General features: G+C 53.1%; 17 protein-coding genes. 9 read left to right on the top strand and 8 right to left on the bottom strand.

What is annotated here, in order from left to right; translation table 11 throughout:
- Positions 1-16: 16 nt before the first annotated feature.
- A complete protein-coding gene (locus K7H22_RS03445) occupies positions 17-1,450 on the bottom strand; it encodes a FliI/YscN family ATPase (RefSeq protein ID WP_230799327.1) in 1,434 nt (477 codons plus the stop codon).
- Positions 1,451-1,536: 86 nt separating this feature from the next.
- Here K7H22_RS03445 and K7H22_RS03440 point away from each other — a divergent pair, with 86 nt between their 5' ends.
- The 9 genes from K7H22_RS03440 to K7H22_RS03400 are packed head-to-tail and all read left to right on the top strand — an operon-like array spanning position 1,537 to position 6,127.
- Positions 1,537-1,926: a FlgB family protein gene (locus tag K7H22_RS03440; protein WP_230799326.1), complete on the top strand. Its 390-nt coding sequence runs from the start codon at positions 1,537-1,539 to the stop codon at positions 1,924-1,926.
- Between the two features lie 11 nt (positions 1,927-1,937).
- Positions 1,938-2,330 (top strand): flagellar basal body rod protein FlgC, encoded by a 393-nt coding sequence (flgC, locus tag K7H22_RS03435; protein WP_230799325.1) that lies wholly within the window; start codon positions 1,938-1,940, stop codon positions 2,328-2,330.
- A 26-nt stretch (positions 2,331-2,356) separates the two neighbouring features.
- A complete protein-coding gene (gene fliE / locus K7H22_RS03430; RefSeq protein WP_230799324.1) occupies positions 2,357-2,638 on the top strand; it encodes a flagellar hook-basal body complex protein FliE in 282 nt (93 codons plus the stop codon).
- A 5-nt stretch (positions 2,639-2,643) separates the two neighbouring features.
- Positions 2,644-2,910, top strand: a complete 267-nt coding sequence (locus K7H22_RS03425; protein ID WP_230799323.1) for a flagellar biosynthetic protein FliQ — start codon at positions 2,644-2,646, stop codon at positions 2,908-2,910.
- Between the two features lies 1 nt (position 2,911).
- Complete coding sequence (locus K7H22_RS03420; RefSeq protein ID WP_230799322.1) at positions 2,912-3,625, top strand: flagellar hook-basal body complex protein; 714 nt, start codon at positions 2,912-2,914, stop codon at positions 3,623-3,625.
- 39 nt (positions 3,626-3,664) lie between these two features.
- Entirely contained in the window at positions 3,665-4,450 is a 786-nt protein-coding gene (gene flgG, locus K7H22_RS03415; protein ID WP_230799321.1) for a flagellar basal-body rod protein FlgG, read from the top strand.
- Entirely contained in the window at positions 4,450-4,866 is a 417-nt protein-coding gene (flgA, locus tag K7H22_RS03410; protein WP_230799320.1) for a flagellar basal body P-ring formation chaperone FlgA, read from the top strand. The genes flgG and flgA overlap by 1 nt, the downstream gene beginning before the upstream one ends.
- A 13-nt stretch (positions 4,867-4,879) precedes the next feature.
- On the top strand, positions 4,880-5,611 hold the full coding sequence (gene flgH / locus K7H22_RS03405) for a flagellar basal body L-ring protein FlgH (protein WP_230799319.1): 732 nt from the start codon (positions 4,880-4,882) through the stop codon (positions 5,609-5,611).
- Positions 5,612-5,620: 9 nt separating this feature from the next.
- Positions 5,621-6,127 carry a flagellar basal body-associated FliL family protein gene (locus K7H22_RS03400; protein ID WP_230799318.1) on the top strand — a complete coding sequence of 169 codons (507 nt, stop codon included), beginning with the start codon at positions 5,621-5,623 and terminating at the stop codon, positions 6,125-6,127.
- Positions 6,128-6,140: 13 nt separating this feature from the next.
- Here the strand turns inward: K7H22_RS03400 and K7H22_RS03395 are convergent, their stop codons facing one another.
- From K7H22_RS03395 to motA, 7 genes are all read right to left on the bottom strand, one after another.
- A complete protein-coding gene (locus K7H22_RS03395) occupies positions 6,141-6,527 on the bottom strand; it encodes a hypothetical protein (protein WP_230799317.1) in 387 nt (128 codons plus the stop codon).
- Complete coding sequence (locus K7H22_RS03390) at positions 6,524-7,612, bottom strand: EscU/YscU/HrcU family type III secretion system export apparatus switch protein (RefSeq protein ID WP_230799316.1); 1,089 nt, start codon at positions 7,610-7,612, stop codon at positions 6,524-6,526. The genes K7H22_RS03395 and K7H22_RS03390 overlap by 4 nt, the downstream gene beginning before the upstream one ends.
- A gap of 9 nt (positions 7,613-7,621) precedes the next feature.
- On the bottom strand, positions 7,622-8,401 hold the full coding sequence (locus K7H22_RS03385; protein WP_330165828.1) for a flagellar biosynthetic protein FliR: 780 nt from the start codon (positions 8,399-8,401) through the stop codon (positions 7,622-7,624).
- Complete coding sequence (gene flhA, locus K7H22_RS03380; RefSeq protein WP_230799314.1) at positions 8,398-10,476, bottom strand: flagellar biosynthesis protein FlhA; 2,079 nt, start codon at positions 10,474-10,476, stop codon at positions 8,398-8,400. The genes K7H22_RS03385 and flhA overlap by 4 nt, the downstream gene beginning before the upstream one ends.
- A 4-nt stretch (positions 10,477-10,480) precedes the next feature.
- Positions 10,481-11,260, bottom strand: coding sequence for a lytic transglycosylase domain-containing protein (locus K7H22_RS03375; protein ID WP_230799313.1), 780 nt, complete (start codon positions 11,258-11,260; stop codon positions 10,481-10,483).
- 137 nt (positions 11,261-11,397) lie between these two features.
- A complete protein-coding gene (locus tag K7H22_RS03370; RefSeq protein ID WP_230799312.1) occupies positions 11,398-13,668 on the bottom strand; it encodes a hypothetical protein in 2,271 nt (756 codons plus the stop codon).
- Positions 13,665-14,534, bottom strand: a complete 870-nt coding sequence (motA, locus tag K7H22_RS03365; RefSeq protein ID WP_230799311.1) for a flagellar motor stator protein MotA — start codon at positions 14,532-14,534, stop codon at positions 13,665-13,667. Before motA ends, K7H22_RS03370 begins: the two co-directional genes overlap by 4 nt.
- Positions 14,535-14,599 lie beyond the last annotated feature (65 nt).

The raw sequence follows: 14,599 nt of genomic DNA, 5'->3' as shown, positions 1-14,599 counted from the left end.
CATGCCGATAATGACCTTAGGGCAAAGCCCGTGGTCGCGGGTCTGCAACTCCGCCGCTCTTGGATGCCACACGTGAAAGCTGGGCAGGCAAGACTGGTGCTGCGGGATGCACGACATTGCTATGCAACGGTTTCGCACGACGCAGGATCAAACCCAAACGCGCAAAGCTGTTCGCGGAGTCGAACCGCTCCTCCTCCGCCAGAAATGAATCGATATCTGACCACACCCCGATTGCCCTATCCAGAAGCGGATCGCTGCCTTCGACATACAACCCTGCGCGTATCATCAATTCCGATTGCTGATAGGCTCCAAGCAAACGGCGCACATCTGCAATCAGGCCGTTTTCACCATCCGAAGCCGCGGCAGGCAAACTTCTGGAAATGGAGCGCAACACGTCAATTGCAGGATAGCGCCCGCGTTCTGCAATTTTCCGGTCCAGAACCACATGCCCGTCAAGAACGCCGCGCAGGATATCCGCAACAGGCTCGTCCATATCTGATCCGGCCACCAAAACGCTGAAGACAGCGGTTATATCTCCGCTTTCGTCGGCTCCGGGACCCGCGCGTTCACACAAGGACATAATTGAATGGGCCAATGACGCGGGATATCCGCGCAGCGTTGCGGGTTCCCCAACTGCTACCGCAACCTCACGATGAGCTTCGGCAAATCGTGTGATGGAATCCGCCAGCATCAAGACATGCAGCCCCTGATCACGAAAATGCTCTGCCACAGCCATCGCTGTCCACGCACAGCGGCGTCGCACAGCAGCAGATCTGTCGGATGTTGCCGCCACAACAACGCTGCGCGCCATACCTTCGACGCCAAGCACGTTCTGAACAAACTCGCGCAGTTCCCGTCCACGCTCGCCGATCAAGGCAACGACAACGACATCAGCTTGCACATGGCGCGCGAGATGTCCCAGCAAACTGGATTTACCAACACCAGAGCCCGCAAAAAGCCCGATCCTCTGACCGCGCACGATGGGCAACAGCGTGTTCAGAACCGCCATCCCTGTCTCAAGCCGCTCACCGAAACCGCGCCGGCGCCCCGGCGGCGGCGGGTCCGCCAAAAGGGGGCGACCATGCAAGCCGGGCCAAAGTGGTCGCCCGTCAAGCGGGGCACCCAAAGGGTCGATCACACGTCCCAACCATGCGTTAGTCGGCGCGATGTCGGCAGCGTCCAGAAGAAGAACGCGATCATTCAGTGCTACTCCGTCTGTTCCACTGTCGGGCAACATCAACAGATCTTCGCGAGTCAATTGGACAACCTCGCCTTCCAGCGGCGCATATGCCCCGCGCAAGACATGCAATCTGTCACCAATCCGTGCCATACGGCCCAAACCTGTGACCCGCAGATGCGCAGCCCCGACAGCACTGACCCGTCCTATGTGACGCATCGCCTTCAGGCGCGCAATCTGGACGCGCAGGTTTTCCAGTTCAATGTTGCTCATCTGCGATTCCGATTTTGCTTCTGAAAACAATTTCTAAAGGAATCAGGGTTAAGCCTTGGTTTCAGAAACCCGAGGGAGAAGCCCGGATGCACCAAAAAATCACTCTTTTCCGAATGGCGCACGCTATGGCAAGCCATGCTGGTGCAAGACAAGCCGTGATCGCGCAGAACATCGCAAATGCGGACACACCAGGATATCGGCCGCGTGATTTAGTCCCTTTCGCCGATATGGTCACCGGCCGCGGTGATCTGGCGCCGCGCGCGACCCGCGCCAAACATTTTGATGCAGAAACCCAGCGCAACGGTCCGAAGATCATTAATTCCAAAGTGACAGGACAAACCAATCCAAACGGCAACGGGGTCTCGCTTGAGGAACAGATGCTTCATGCCGTCGATGTGAAACGTCAGCATGATCGCGCTCTTGCGATCTACAAATTCTCCCTTGGCGTGCTGCGCAGCAGCATTGGCCAACGCTAGAAAGACGCACGATGACGGAATTCAATCACTCTCTTGCCGTATCTGCCAGCGGACTGAAAGCTCAGGCCGCGCGGTTGCGCCACCTGTCCGAGAATATCGCAAACGCCGACACGCCAGGCTACCGGCGCAAGACGATCCCTTTCCAGACCGCTTTTACACCGCGTGACGGGGTTAATCGCGTCACCACAGGTCAGGTAAAACTTGACCCCACGAAGCTGGAGCAGATTTTCGACCCCTCCCATCCGCTTGCGGATGAAACGGGTCACTTTGATGGATCAAACGTCAATCTCGTGGTCGAGATTGCAGACGCCCGCGAAGCACAGCGCAGCTATGAGGCGAATCTCAAAATGTTTGATCAGGCACGCGAGATGTCCTCGGGCCTGATGGACCTGCTGCGTCGCTAACCTCTCATTGATCAAGGAGAAACCTGATGGATATCAAAACCGGATTTGCCGCATCCCAATACGCAGCCTTGCGCCCCGCAACCGAACCAGCGCCTGATATGTCGGCATCGGCCTTCGGGCTGGCGCGGGATTTTGCAGCAACCCTAAAGGAAGGCGAAACCGTCGCGCGCGCCGCGATGACAGGAAATGCGGACCCGCATGCCTTGGTGCAGGCTCTGGCACAAACGGAACTCGCCGTGGAAACGGCTGTCACTCTGCGCAACAAGGTTGTCGAAGCCTATCAGGAAATCCTGAGGATGCCGGTCTAAGACATATGGACGAGTCTGTTTTCTTTGACACCCTGCGGCAAGGCCTCTGGATTGCGCTGGTCATCTCTGTCCCGATCCTGGCGGTTGCCCTGATTGCCGGCCTAACAATCGGCCTGTTTCAGGCGCTGACATCCATTCAGGAAATGACCCTGACTTTCGTTCCAAAACTGGCTGCGATCGTTGCGGTGTTCTGGGTCTCAATGGGGTTCATGTCCCAGACCCTAGTCTCGTTCTTTCAGGACCAGATCATTCCCTTAATCGTCGGAGGCTAGAATGGACAATGCGATCTACACAAACCTGACGCGCCAGACAGGCCTTCTGCGGGAAATGCAGGTTGTTGCGAACAACATCGCGAATACGGCAACCACCGGCTTTCGCCAAGACAATCTGATTTTCTCGGAACACGTCAAGCACATTGACGGCGGGGCGTCCCTCTCGATGGCAACGGCCTCTGTGCGGAATACGTCCTTCCTGCAGGGCGCTCTGACACAAACCAGTGGACCTCTCGATCTGGCTATCGAAGGGGACGGGTTCTTTCTGATCGAGACACCGCAAGGACAAAGACTGACACGGTCCGGACATTTCTCCTCTTCCCCGCAGGGAGAGTTGGTCACCTCCGACGGGAACCGCGTTCTGGACACTGGCGGCGCACCTGTGTTCCTGCCGCCCGATGCCATAGATGTTGCGGTTGCGGCAGACGGAACTCTCAGCGCCGCCGGTGTTCCCCTGGCACAGATTGGTCTGATGCAACCAGTGGATCCCGAGAACATGCTCAGGGAAACGGGTGTTCTGTTCCGTGCGGATGCGGGCTTCGAGCCTGCGGATTCAGGGCGTATCGTTCAGGGCTTTCTTGAATCTTCCAATGTAGACCCGATCAATCAGATCGCCCGGATGATCGAAGTTCAACGCGCCTATGAAATGGGTCAAAGCCTGCTTGAACGCGAAGACGAGCGTATCCGAGCTGCTCTTAATACCTTCATCCGATAGCGGATTTCCCGCTGAATTAACCGGCACAGGAGTTGCAGAATGCGCGCCCTCAAAATTGCTGCTACTGGAATGGCGGCCCAACAGATGCGGGTCGAAACGATTTCGAACAACCTCGCGAATATGTCCACCACCGGCTACAACGCACGGCGCGCCGAATTCTCGGACCTGCATTACCAGCAGATGACGCGTGCTGGAACGATCAATGCCGCAGACGGAACCGTTTTGCCAACCGGGGTGCAGCTTGGACTTGGAGTCCGGCCAGCTTCCGTGTCGATGCAGATGGCGCAGGGCGCGCTTTCGGAAACCGGCGGTGATCTTGACCTCGCAATCGAAGGGCGCGGCTATCTTGAAGTATCGCTACCGTCCGGTCAGGCCGCCTTTACCCGCGACGGCGGACTGAAGCGATCAGCCGAGGGTCTGATCGTTACGTCGGACGGCTTTCCTGTCGTACCGGAAATCGTTGTGCCCGAGGACGCGCGAAGTCTGTCCATCAACGCGTCGGGCGAAGTATACGCCTATTTTGCTGAAGCCACAGAAGCACAGTTGCTTGGACAGCTCACTCTTGCGAGCTTCACGAACCCCAAGGGGCTTGAAGCGATCGGCGGCAATTTGTTCGTGGAAACCGAAGCCTCGGGGCCTTCTCTCGTCGCAGAGCCGGGTCTGGATGGTCTGGGCACATTGCGCCAAGGCTATCTTGAGGACAGTTCCGTCGATCCGGTGCGCGAGATTACCGAACTTATCGAAGCACAACGCGGCTATGAACTAAACGCCAAGGTGATCTCGGCGGCCGATCAGATGCTTGGCGCGACGACACAGGTGCGATGATGCGAACAATCGCAGCTCTTTTCTTCATGGCGGTTTATTCGCCTACGCTCGCTGACACCGTGGTTGCGACAAGGGCGATCCGCGCCCAGACAATTCTGACGGAACAGGATCTCGCCATCCGGCCGCTTGAAACCGCCGGGGCCTATACAGACCCAGGCCTGCTGGTCGGATTGGAAACCAGACTGGCGCTGTATCCTGACAAACCTGTTCGACCGGGCGACGTGGGGCCGGCCGCGATCGTTGATCGAAACCAGACCGTTCTGTTGGTCTATACCTCCGGCGGGCTCAAGATCACCACCGAGGCCCGTGCCCTTGGGCGTGGGGGGGTAGGCGAGCATCTGCGCGTTCTCAATCTTGCGTCGCGCATGACAGTCGCAGGCAAGATCCAACCTGACGGCAGCGTTCTGGTTAAGTAAAGAGGAAAAACCCATGTTCCGCCTGATCAGTGTCTGCTGTTGTGTCGCCATTCTTGCTGCCGCCTGTGGCCGTGAAGCGCATATGGGTAGGGTTCCGCCATTCACACCCAGCATCAGCAGCATCGAGCACAGCGCCATGCTATCACCGGGTTTGCCCCTCTTGACTGTTGTCGAAGCACCAGTGTCGCGGGCTTCGCTTTGGACAGGCGGCAGACAGTCACTGCTGGGCGACCGTCGCGCTATGCAGCGTGGTGATATCCTGACCGTTGTCGTCGAAATCGACGAAAAGGCCGAAATTTCCAACACAAGTGCAAGATCCAGAAGCGGGTCTGAAAGCCTCGGAATACCGCAATTGTTCGGTATCCCCCAACGCCTGAACGAAAGACTGCCCGACGGGGCCACAATGGCAGGGGCAGTATCAATTGATTCTGACAGCGACTCGCGCGGAACAGGGTCGGTTCGCCGCAACGAAAAGCTGACATTGCGGATCGCGGCCACAATCCTCGATGTGCTGCCGAACGGCGTGCTATCGATCCAGGGATCGCAAGAGGTCAGGGTCAATTTCGAGATGCGCGAGCTCTTTGTGACAGGCTTTGTGCGTCCTGCTGACATAAGCCGACAGAATGAGATTACATATGACAAGATCGCTTCGGCCCGCGTGTCTTATGGTGGCAGGGGGCAGATCAGCGACATGCAGCAGCCCCGATACGGACAACAGTTATTGGACGCGCTTTTGCCGTTTTAAGGAACTCCGATGAAAAAGTTACTGCCGGTTTTTCTTGCCATGTTCGGAATTGGCGCGGGTATCGCCGCCGGAGTTGTCTTGAAGCCTGATCTACCGGCTGACACCGTTGCTTTGGAGGAGGGAAACCCCTGCGGGCAAATCCCAACCGAGCCCGAAAGCATTTTTGAATCAATATCGTACCGCGATCCGGCAAACCAGGAATATGTGAAGATGAACAACCAGTTCATCATCCCTGTCGTTGTTGAAGAACGGGTCCGTGCTCTTGTTATTCTGTCTTTAAGTGTCGACATCGAGAAGGGGCATTCCCAAACCGTTTTTGATCGCGAACCAAAGCTGCGTGACGCTTTTCTGCAGGTTTTGTTCAATCACGCCAATATCGGTGGATTTCAGGGTTCTTTTACGGAAAACGCAAACATGGCCATTTTGCGCCGCGCCTTAAAAGACGCAGGGCAGAGTGTTTTGGGTAAGGTTGTAAACGATGTTCTGATTACCGACCTTGCGCGTCAGGATGTATGATCGGAACATTCGGTCAGTTTGCGTTGTCACGCCTCTGGCGGTTCAGCTTTGCTTCTACCTGAAACTGATCCCTGATTGCATCCGCTGCCTGTGACCGCCCGAAAGCCTTGCGCAACGCGGTCGAGGATATCTCCTTTCTTGCAAGTACATTTGCGAGCCGCGTGTTCATTTCGATCTTATGGCGGGTCAGCCAGGCTTGCCACAACAGATCCGCGCCGACCGCGCGCATGCCGTGATGCTCTGTTTTGCATGATGTGTTGGCAAAATCTGCATTGCCCAAACGCACCAAAGCGTGGCGAAGCGTGGCTTCTTCTTGGACGAGTTTCTGGTTGAATGAAAGCCTCTGCTGAAAAACCAAGTCCATAAGCTGCGCGATCTCATCTGGTTGTTTCTCTATCATTTCGATCTTTTAACCTTCCGCCTCATGGTTTCAGCAAAGCGGACCGCAGCAGCAACAGCCTTGTAGTGTTCGGGTGCGATTTCCGATCCGATCTCTGTCATCGCGAAAAGGGCGCGGGCCGTCGCAGGATCACGATGCAAAGGGACGCCGTGCTCTGCTGCAAGTTCACGAATTCTGGCCGCAATCTCGTCGGCACCCTTTGCGACGCAAACCGGTGCCTCACCCTTTTTGCGGCTCCAGTGCAGGGCAACGGCGTAGTGGGTCGGGTTCACGATCACCACATCAGCCTTGGGCACGTCCAGCAGCATCCGGTTGCTTGCGATGTCATTCGCACGGCGCCGCCGTTCCTGCTTAAGGTGCGGATCGCCTTCCGATTCCCTGGCTTCATCACGCATCTCCTGAAAAGACATCCGGTTCTTGCGGATGTGATCCTGTCGCTGCCAGATCAAATCTCCCAACCCGATAGCGAGGGCGACCAGAACAACGACAGTCACGAAAGCCACCAGAAGATCGGACAAGGTAATCATTGCGATCTTTGGCTCTGTCCAGATGGATAGAGCCATCTTTTCCAAGTTTGCCTGAACAAGGAACCATAGCGCACCCGCATAGATCGACAGTTTGAGCAGACTTTTTGCAAACTCGAACAACCCGCTTCGGCCCAGTTTCTGTGCGGCATTTGCAATGGGCGAAACGCGTGACATCTTGGGAACAAGGCGCGACGGGGTAAAAACAAACCCGTTCTGTACAAAAACACTGGCGAGTGAAAAGGCCGCTGGCAAAAGCACCCAAGGCGCCAGAAAATACAGAACGCCCTCCAAAAGCCGGTTCACGGAAGAGGCCCCTGACGCGTCGAACATCAGGGGCGCCAACTGGTCTGGCCATTCCAAAAAGGAGGACAGCAAAGCACCCAAGTCTGAAAACGAACCGGCTGATACAACAAGGCATGCGATCAAGAAACCGGCATAGCCCGCTGCAGTCGTCAGGTCGTTGGACCGCGCAACGTCCCCTTTGCTGCGGGCCTGTTCCAGTTTTCGTTGGGTTGGTTCCAGTGATTTTTCGCTGGCGTCTTCTGTGGATGCGGCCATTGGCTTGACCTACAACGACGCGCTGAATGGATTGGTGGCAAATACCTGCAACGCCCTGATCCAAACTGCCAGCATCAAGGGCACGAACAACAACAAAAGTATCAAGCCGACCAATGTAATGGCGGGCGCGCCAATGAAGGTGACCATGAGCTGCGGCATCGCGCGATTTATGACACCGAGCGTCAGATTGTACAAAACTGAAATGATCAGAAAAGGTGCGGCAAGGCTGAAGGCAAGGGCGGTGCTGTGGGCGATCTGATCGAGACCCCAACGCGCCAGATCCGACGGCACTGGTAGCTGCCCCGCAGGCAGAGCGTCATAAGACAAGATCAATGCTTCTGCAACCTGTACGTGCAATCCCGACATCGTGGCCAAGGCAAGACCGGCCACAAGCAGGACCTGACCCACGGCGGGCATCGGGTCTACACCCGCCCCCCCAAGGATCTGCGAAAGCGACAGCGCCTGCGCCGCAATCACGCCGGCCATCTGCAGAGCCATGACAAAAAGGCGAAACCCAATACCGAGGATCAAGCCGTTGACTGGCTCGGCCACAAGATAGGGAATAAAAGAGGTCATCAAGCGATCGGCTGGCAGGTTCTCGATTGGCATAGCTGCAGCAACGATCATTGTGAAACACAGCCCCACAGCCAGTTTGACCCGTACCGGCACGGTCTGTTCCCCGAACGCGGGAAGCACCATCACTACACTCCCGACGCGTAAGAACACTAAAAACCCGTACCACAATGCCAACTGGCCATTCGCGAGCAGCAATGGAAGATGACTTGTCACGCCGCGACCACGCCGACCAAAGAGGGTCGCGCCTCCAGACCGATTTCCTCAAAGGACAGCACAGGATTGGAGATACCGCGCGCTTTCAAGACAGTTCGCAAGAAGCGCCGGCGTTGTGTCGAAGTGACCAAAGCGGGAAAGATACCACGATCTACCGCTGCGTTTACCTGATCACTTACAGCCGAAGCCAATCGGTTGAAAACTTCCGGCGGCAGCGCAATATCCACGGCACCTCTCTCACCGTCTATCTGATAGGTCGCGAATACATCCTCCCATTCAGATGCCAGTTGAAGCAAGGGGATACTACCATCCTCGCGACGCAGTTCAGCCACCAGTTGAAATCCGAGGCGGGCGCGCACATGGTCACATATCGAGCCGGCAGTCGAAGACTGTCGCCGACCCTCTGCTGTGGCCTCAAGAATGAGCGGCAGATTCCGGATGGATACCTGCTCTTCCAACAGCAACCGCAATACGGCGTGTAGCATATCGATAGAAACATGGTCGGGTATCATTTCGTCCAAAAGCCTGCGGTTCGCCTCGGCACGGATGGGATCGGATAAACGGGTCATCTCGTCCAGAATACGCCGGAGGGACTTCAGGCTAAGCAGTCTGCCAAGGTTCCGCTTTATTACCTCCAGAAGATGTGTAGCAAGGACCTCTGCAGGAGTCACAACTGTGATGCCTGACAACGCCATCGCGTCTTGCGCGTCGGAGGCAATCCACCTTGCCGGCGCATTATAGACAGGTTCGCGGACATCTTTCCCGACTGGCAACAGGTCAATACCTCCATGATGCAAGGCAAGAACCTCCTCGGGATAGATACGTGCGCGCACCACCTCAACACCTTGCAACCGGATCACATAGTAGCCAGGCGGAATGGTGTGGTCGTCAGTCAACCGTATCTCAGAAAGGATGAGGCCAAAGGTTTTGGCGACGTGCAGTCGCATATTTGTAATACGCGCATCAAGACCTGTTCCCGGGTCAAGCACCATACTGACCAGATCGGGCGCAAACTCGACATGGATGTCGTCGACATCAAGAACATCACCCATGGCGGAGACAGGACTTTGGGTTTGGTGTGGTTCAGGTAAATCGGCCTGCTTGCGACCATCTATCTTGTTGCGTTGGATAAAAACCGCGCTAAGTCCCAAGATTACGCTTCCAACTATGAAAGGGCCAAACGGGAGCCCAGGAAGAAACGCAAAAAGCCCCAGCAGAAGACAAACCGTGCCTAAAGCGGCCGGATGACGCCCCAATTGAGCCGTAAGCGCCAGATCGGTGGAGCCCGAGGCTCCGCCACGCGCCAAAAGCAAGGCAGCCGCGATCGAAATGATAACGGCCGGGATTTGCGTGACCAGACCATCGCCGACTGTAAGGATCGCATAGGTTTCAAATGCCGTTGACACGGGCATATCGTGAATGACGGTACCCATGACCAACCCCATGACCAAGTTCAAAATAGTGATCAGAAGCCCTGCAATGGCATCACCCTTCACGAATTTTGACGCACCATCAAGCGATCCGAAAAATGTTGTCTCTTGTTGCTCGCGCTCACGTCTAGCTTTCGCCTCTGTATGGTCGATGGCACCAGCGGCCAGATCGCTATCTATGGCCATTTGCTTTCCGGGCATCGCATCAAGTGCAAAGCGGGCACCCACTTCAGCCATACGGGCTGCCCCTTTGGTAATGACCAGAAAGTTCACAATCAACAGAACGCAAAATACCACTAGGCCCAGAAAGATACTGCCGCCCATGATAAAATTGGCAAAACCTTCTATGACATCCCCGGCCGCGTCTGTTCCCGTGTGTCCTTCCCCAATAATCAGCTTTGTTGAGGAAATGTTCAGCGACAGCCGCAACATCAAAGTCGCCAACAGGACGGTTGGAAAAGCCGAAAAATCCAGAGGGCGCTCTATGAACAACGTGACTGTGAATATTAGGACAGCCAGTGCGAAAGAAAGCGCGAGGCCGATGTCCAGAATTATCGAGGGAACAGGCAAGATCATCATGATGATGATCCCCATAAGCGCGAGCGCTAAAAGAACGGTAGGTCGCACCAAGACCTCAACCCACATAGGCTTATCCCTCGGGCAAGGACTGCAGATTGATGACAGGTGTCACAGCAGTCGCATTTGGAAGCGGCACAAGGGAAGCCAGACCAGAAATCGGGCCATCTTGAATTAACGGAAAACGGTTCTGGCGCGGCTCACGCGCAGTCGGTAGAGAAGGAACGAATACAGGAGACTTGCTTGAGTCAACTTCGGCAAACGACGACCGAAATTTGACCATATACCGGTCCGCATATTCCTTCGTTCTTGAGTGATACGCACCAACGGCCTTTGTCCAGTCCCCACTCTTGGCATAAAGGGATTTGAGAAAGGAGGCTGCGTAGCGGGCATTTTCTATAGGATCAAACATCTGTTCAATCGAAGTAAAGGCCGCGCCGTGCCACCTGTAACTGATCTGGAAGCAACCTACATCGAAATTTCTTGATCCGGTTTTGAAATGGTCAAACACAAATGTCAGCGCTTCGTTTTCAGTATCAAACCATAAGCTGCGACCCTCCATGTTCACTGCCCACGGCCACGGGTATGTATTACCCTGTGCGCTACGCCCTGTTTCTGTTCGCGCAATTGCCAGCAAAACTCGCTCAGGAATACCAAAATCTTTCGAAGCTATCCTAGAAGCTTCATCGCAAAGATTGGATACGTGGCTGTTGTGTGGTCCGATTGTTTTGCTTTGCAGAGCCGACGGCGTAAAGACCAAGAAAACGGAAGCATTTACCAAGCTTCCGAAAACTACGGCTAAAGCCAGTTGAATTTTACAATATCGTCGAATTCGAAGCAATACGATACTCACTATTTATTCTTCATTCTGGGAAGCAGCTACAACTCTCTAAAGTTCTTCTTTCTCTTACCAAATGAGCAATACACTTAATGTCTTAACGATAGGTCACTGTAATTTACTCTTCGCGGGCATACTAACGTGATTTTTTTCTACTGGACTATTTGAAAATTATCCAAAAACTCCTTAAGTTTTTGCCGCGTTGAGTTACTTTCAGTAATAAGGTCTTTGGCTTGACCAAGGGTGACAAGCTGCCTTCGCTTGTTTTCATCAGAATCCAACCCTTCTGACGGTTCCGTCTGTCCAAACATCAATTCAGCAAGTTCCGAGACATTCGCGACACCAAGCTCACGAGATCCATCACTCTGATTTATTACGGGTAGAAAACGTTGCTCGTCTTCGAAAGCCCTAGAATGAAAACTCTCGAGGGTTTTATTCTCAGCAGTGGTCAAACCAAGATCGCCCCTCCGATCACGAGAAAAGGTGTTGCCTTCATTTTGTAAAGGAAGTTCCACCTGTTCATTTACTAGATACCTGGAAGCTGAATTAGCTAAATCATGGGAAAATTCTTGATTTACCTCTATTGTTGATTCTCCAGAAAGTAAATCGTCTCGCTGTGCTAAGTCTTTAAATCCCAATGACAGCAACCTTTCCACTAATACACTTCGAGCCTGAATTGACATATCAGGTAAGCCCGCCTGCGCTGCTATAGCCAGAAAATCTACGTCTGATGCGTGACTAACCAGTCGCTCAATAACTTGTGACATCGCTTCAAGTCGGCCTTGATGCGATATAGTATCTTTTGTTTCAATCAGATAATCTATAGCGGTCTGAAATTGATCGGAATATGCAAGAGCAATTATGTGAGTATAATTGAGATCCTTCTCGATGTCTGTACCTCTATACTCAAAGATATATGACTCGAGAACTTCTATTAGTTCTCTCTCAACACTGTGACTCTGATTTATTTTTGATTTAATCAGGTCGATAAGGGCGATCGGAGCTAGCTCTGAGTTTAGTCGAGAAACTTGCTCCAAACGAATTTGAGCCTCGGGCTGATTAGACAAATCCAGACTTAGCTTTGCTTTGGACAACTCAATATAAGGTGAAATTTCAGAATTGTTACTAGATATGCTGGCAAGTATAGCATCAGCTGCTACTGTCTCTCCAGCTTTCGAAAGTCGTGCGGCAAGTTGGGGGCCGATATTTTCTTTCAGATTTCGTGGCAACGCCTCGAATGCCAGACGAACAGCACGCGTATTTATCCCTGACGCTTTGGGTAAAAATTCTAGGGACATGGCTGACCAAAGGGAAGCTGGACCCTCACATTGGAGCATCCCTTGGAAAGTTGTATTCTCGGCATCCCAACCCTGGTCCAAAATCTGCGACAAGCTGAAGATAACTGGGGAGGCCTGTTTAAGATCCGGCACCAACGACAAGGCGGCCATAGCTTCAACTCCAAATCCAAAATAAATATAGTGCCTAGCCAAGGCCAAAACGCTCGCTGAATCCAGCTTGTCTAAATCTTGAACTAAACTGCGGTTCCAAAGGGCTAATCCATCGGAAAAATTTTGACTTGCAGACCACTCACCAATGTTCAGATCGCTTTCTGCCAAACAATTGGTATCTTCGCCCGCAGAGCGGTCTATTGCTCGACCATCAGGATTTTGACCTTCATCCATATGTGTTTGGATGTTTTCGACCCGCTTCAGGCGGTGAATGACGTCAGGTTTTTTTGCGTCCGCATTACCTACCTGGTCAACATTCAGAATGCCACGTCTTGTAGCTAGTTTGATCGCGTTCAATAATGAAACATCTACACCTTCTACGCGACTATCCATGTCACTTTGATTTGACCGTTCTTGAAGGTTCTCTCGAAAAATTGCTGCACTGGTAGGTGCGCTGAGCGATGCTTCAGTTCGATTATCAAAGAATTGCGATAATTCTGGATCATCCTGCTGACTGATGAAAAAGAGTGGTAATATCTGTGATGTTTGCAAGGGTTCACTCCTGCGTATTCCAGTCATTATCCGATCGGATACATCCGCAGTAAGTTCAAATGGGAAAGTTTCTCCAACATCGATCACAAGAAATTCTCTGTCTTGTGTGAAGGTTCGAAACCCGCATTCACATGCAAATTCCACGCGAATAGTTCTTTGATCTGACTGAATCGAAATATTCGCGATGCGTTCACGATCAATCCGTGCAAAAGTATTTGTAACATCGATTTCGTCAGGCTCTGTTGGAAACTGGATTTCCAACCCATAAGCCGTGGGTATGACCCTTGGGCTCATGTCATCTGGAAGGTTGGCTACAATTCTCGTGAACTCACCGTGTTCTCCTGTTCGTACAATTAGCGTTTGTGCCGTTGCAACATCCGCAGCCGCCAACAGGAAGAAGAGCGAAGCAATCAACCGGATCATGCTGCTTCCTGTTTGATAGTTTTGAGAGCTTCTTCAAGGTCATTGAAGCTGGGCCGACAGTGAGATGGCGTATTCTGACGTCCGACTTCGATGCAAATGTTAGTTGGATGATTGTAAAGATTGGCGACAAGAACCTCTCGGATCAGTTGATAGAAATGGGCGTCTTCCTCGACTACATTCTTCAACTTTGAGGCGAATGGGTCAACCAACCCGTAGGCTAGGAATACGCCAAGAAAAGTTCCAACAAGAGCGCCGCCGATCATCTTTCCCAGCACCTCAGGTGGCTGGTCAATTGAACCCATTGTTTTAATCACACCAAGCACTGCAGCCACAATACCAAGCGCTGGAAGACCGTCTGCCACGGTCTGAAGTGCGTGACTTGAATGCATCGCGTGATGGAGGTTTTCATCTATTCTTTTTTCAAGCACCTCTTCGACCTGATGCGGGTCATCATAGCTCAGCGACGCTGACCGCAATGTGTCACAGATAAGGTGCACAGCTTCCCTATCCGCAAGAATTCGGGGATATCTCAAGAAGATTGCGGAGATTTCCGGGGCTTCAGTATGCTCTTCAATCGCGACCGGACTTTGCCTTGCAAGGCGGATAAGTTCATAGAGCAGGCACAACAAATCGCGGTAGTCTTGCGATGACCATTTCGGCCCTTTGAACACTTTACCCAGATCTTTCAAAGTGTGTTTCACTGCGGATGAATCATTGCTGATCAGGAACGCTCCTACAGCCGCGCCCCCAATCATCATCATTTCGAAGGGCAGGGATTTCAGGATGATTCCCAACTTTCCTCCAGCCAGAAGGTAGCCCCCAAAAACCATCACAAAAATCAGAACAACACCGACAATCCCCAACATCTTAGAATCTCCGATCAGGTCACTTTTCGAAAACTAAAGACCTCAGGTTAATTTTCTCCGAAATG

Origin of the sequence: Seohaeicola saemankumensis, assembly GCF_021021435.1 — a bacterium.
In the GTDB taxonomy this organism is placed as follows: domain Bacteria; phylum Pseudomonadota; class Alphaproteobacteria; order Rhodobacterales; family Rhodobacteraceae; genus Seohaeicola.
Note: the sequence above shows the minus strand (reverse complement) of the source record. Positions and strands in the feature narration are given on the sequence as shown.

What these genes read in the sequence shown, in the direction of transcription:
- K7H22_RS03445 (WP_230799327.1), bottom strand. Translation starts at nt 1,450, where the DNA reads ATGAGCAACATTGAACTGGAAAACCTGCGCGTCCAGATTGCGCGCCTG.
- K7H22_RS03440 (WP_230799326.1), top strand. Translation starts at nt 1,537, where the DNA reads ATGCACCAAAAAATCACTCTTTTCCGAATGGCGCACGCTATGGCAAGC.
- flgC (WP_230799325.1), top strand. Translation starts at nt 1,938, where the DNA reads ATGACGGAATTCAATCACTCTCTTGCCGTATCTGCCAGCGGACTGAAA.
- fliE (WP_230799324.1), top strand. Translation starts at nt 2,357, where the DNA reads ATGGATATCAAAACCGGATTTGCCGCATCCCAATACGCAGCCTTGCGC.
- K7H22_RS03425 (WP_230799323.1), top strand. Translation starts at nt 2,644, where the DNA reads ATGGACGAGTCTGTTTTCTTTGACACCCTGCGGCAAGGCCTCTGGATT.
- K7H22_RS03420 (WP_230799322.1), top strand. Translation starts at nt 2,912, where the DNA reads ATGGACAATGCGATCTACACAAACCTGACGCGCCAGACAGGCCTTCTG.
- flgG (WP_230799321.1), top strand. Translation starts at nt 3,665, where the DNA reads ATGCGCGCCCTCAAAATTGCTGCTACTGGAATGGCGGCCCAACAGATG.
- flgA (WP_230799320.1), top strand. Translation starts at nt 4,450, where the DNA reads ATGCGAACAATCGCAGCTCTTTTCTTCATGGCGGTTTATTCGCCTACG.
- flgH (WP_230799319.1), top strand. Translation starts at nt 4,880, where the DNA reads ATGTTCCGCCTGATCAGTGTCTGCTGTTGTGTCGCCATTCTTGCTGCC.
- K7H22_RS03400 (WP_230799318.1), top strand. Translation starts at nt 5,621, where the DNA reads ATGAAAAAGTTACTGCCGGTTTTTCTTGCCATGTTCGGAATTGGCGCG.
- K7H22_RS03395 (WP_230799317.1), bottom strand. Translation starts at nt 6,527, where the DNA reads ATGATAGAGAAACAACCAGATGAGATCGCGCAGCTTATGGACTTGGTT.
- K7H22_RS03390 (WP_230799316.1), bottom strand. Translation starts at nt 7,612, where the DNA reads ATGGCCGCATCCACAGAAGACGCCAGCGAAAAATCACTGGAACCAACC.
- flhA (WP_230799314.1), bottom strand. Translation starts at nt 10,476, where the DNA reads ATGTGGGTTGAGGTCTTGGTGCGACCTACCGTTCTTTTAGCGCTCGCG.
- K7H22_RS03370 (WP_230799312.1), bottom strand. Translation starts at nt 13,668, where the DNA reads ATGATCCGGTTGATTGCTTCGCTCTTCTTCCTGTTGGCGGCTGCGGAT.
- motA (WP_230799311.1), bottom strand. Translation starts at nt 14,534, where the DNA reads ATGTTGGGGATTGTCGGTGTTGTTCTGATTTTTGTGATGGTTTTTGGG.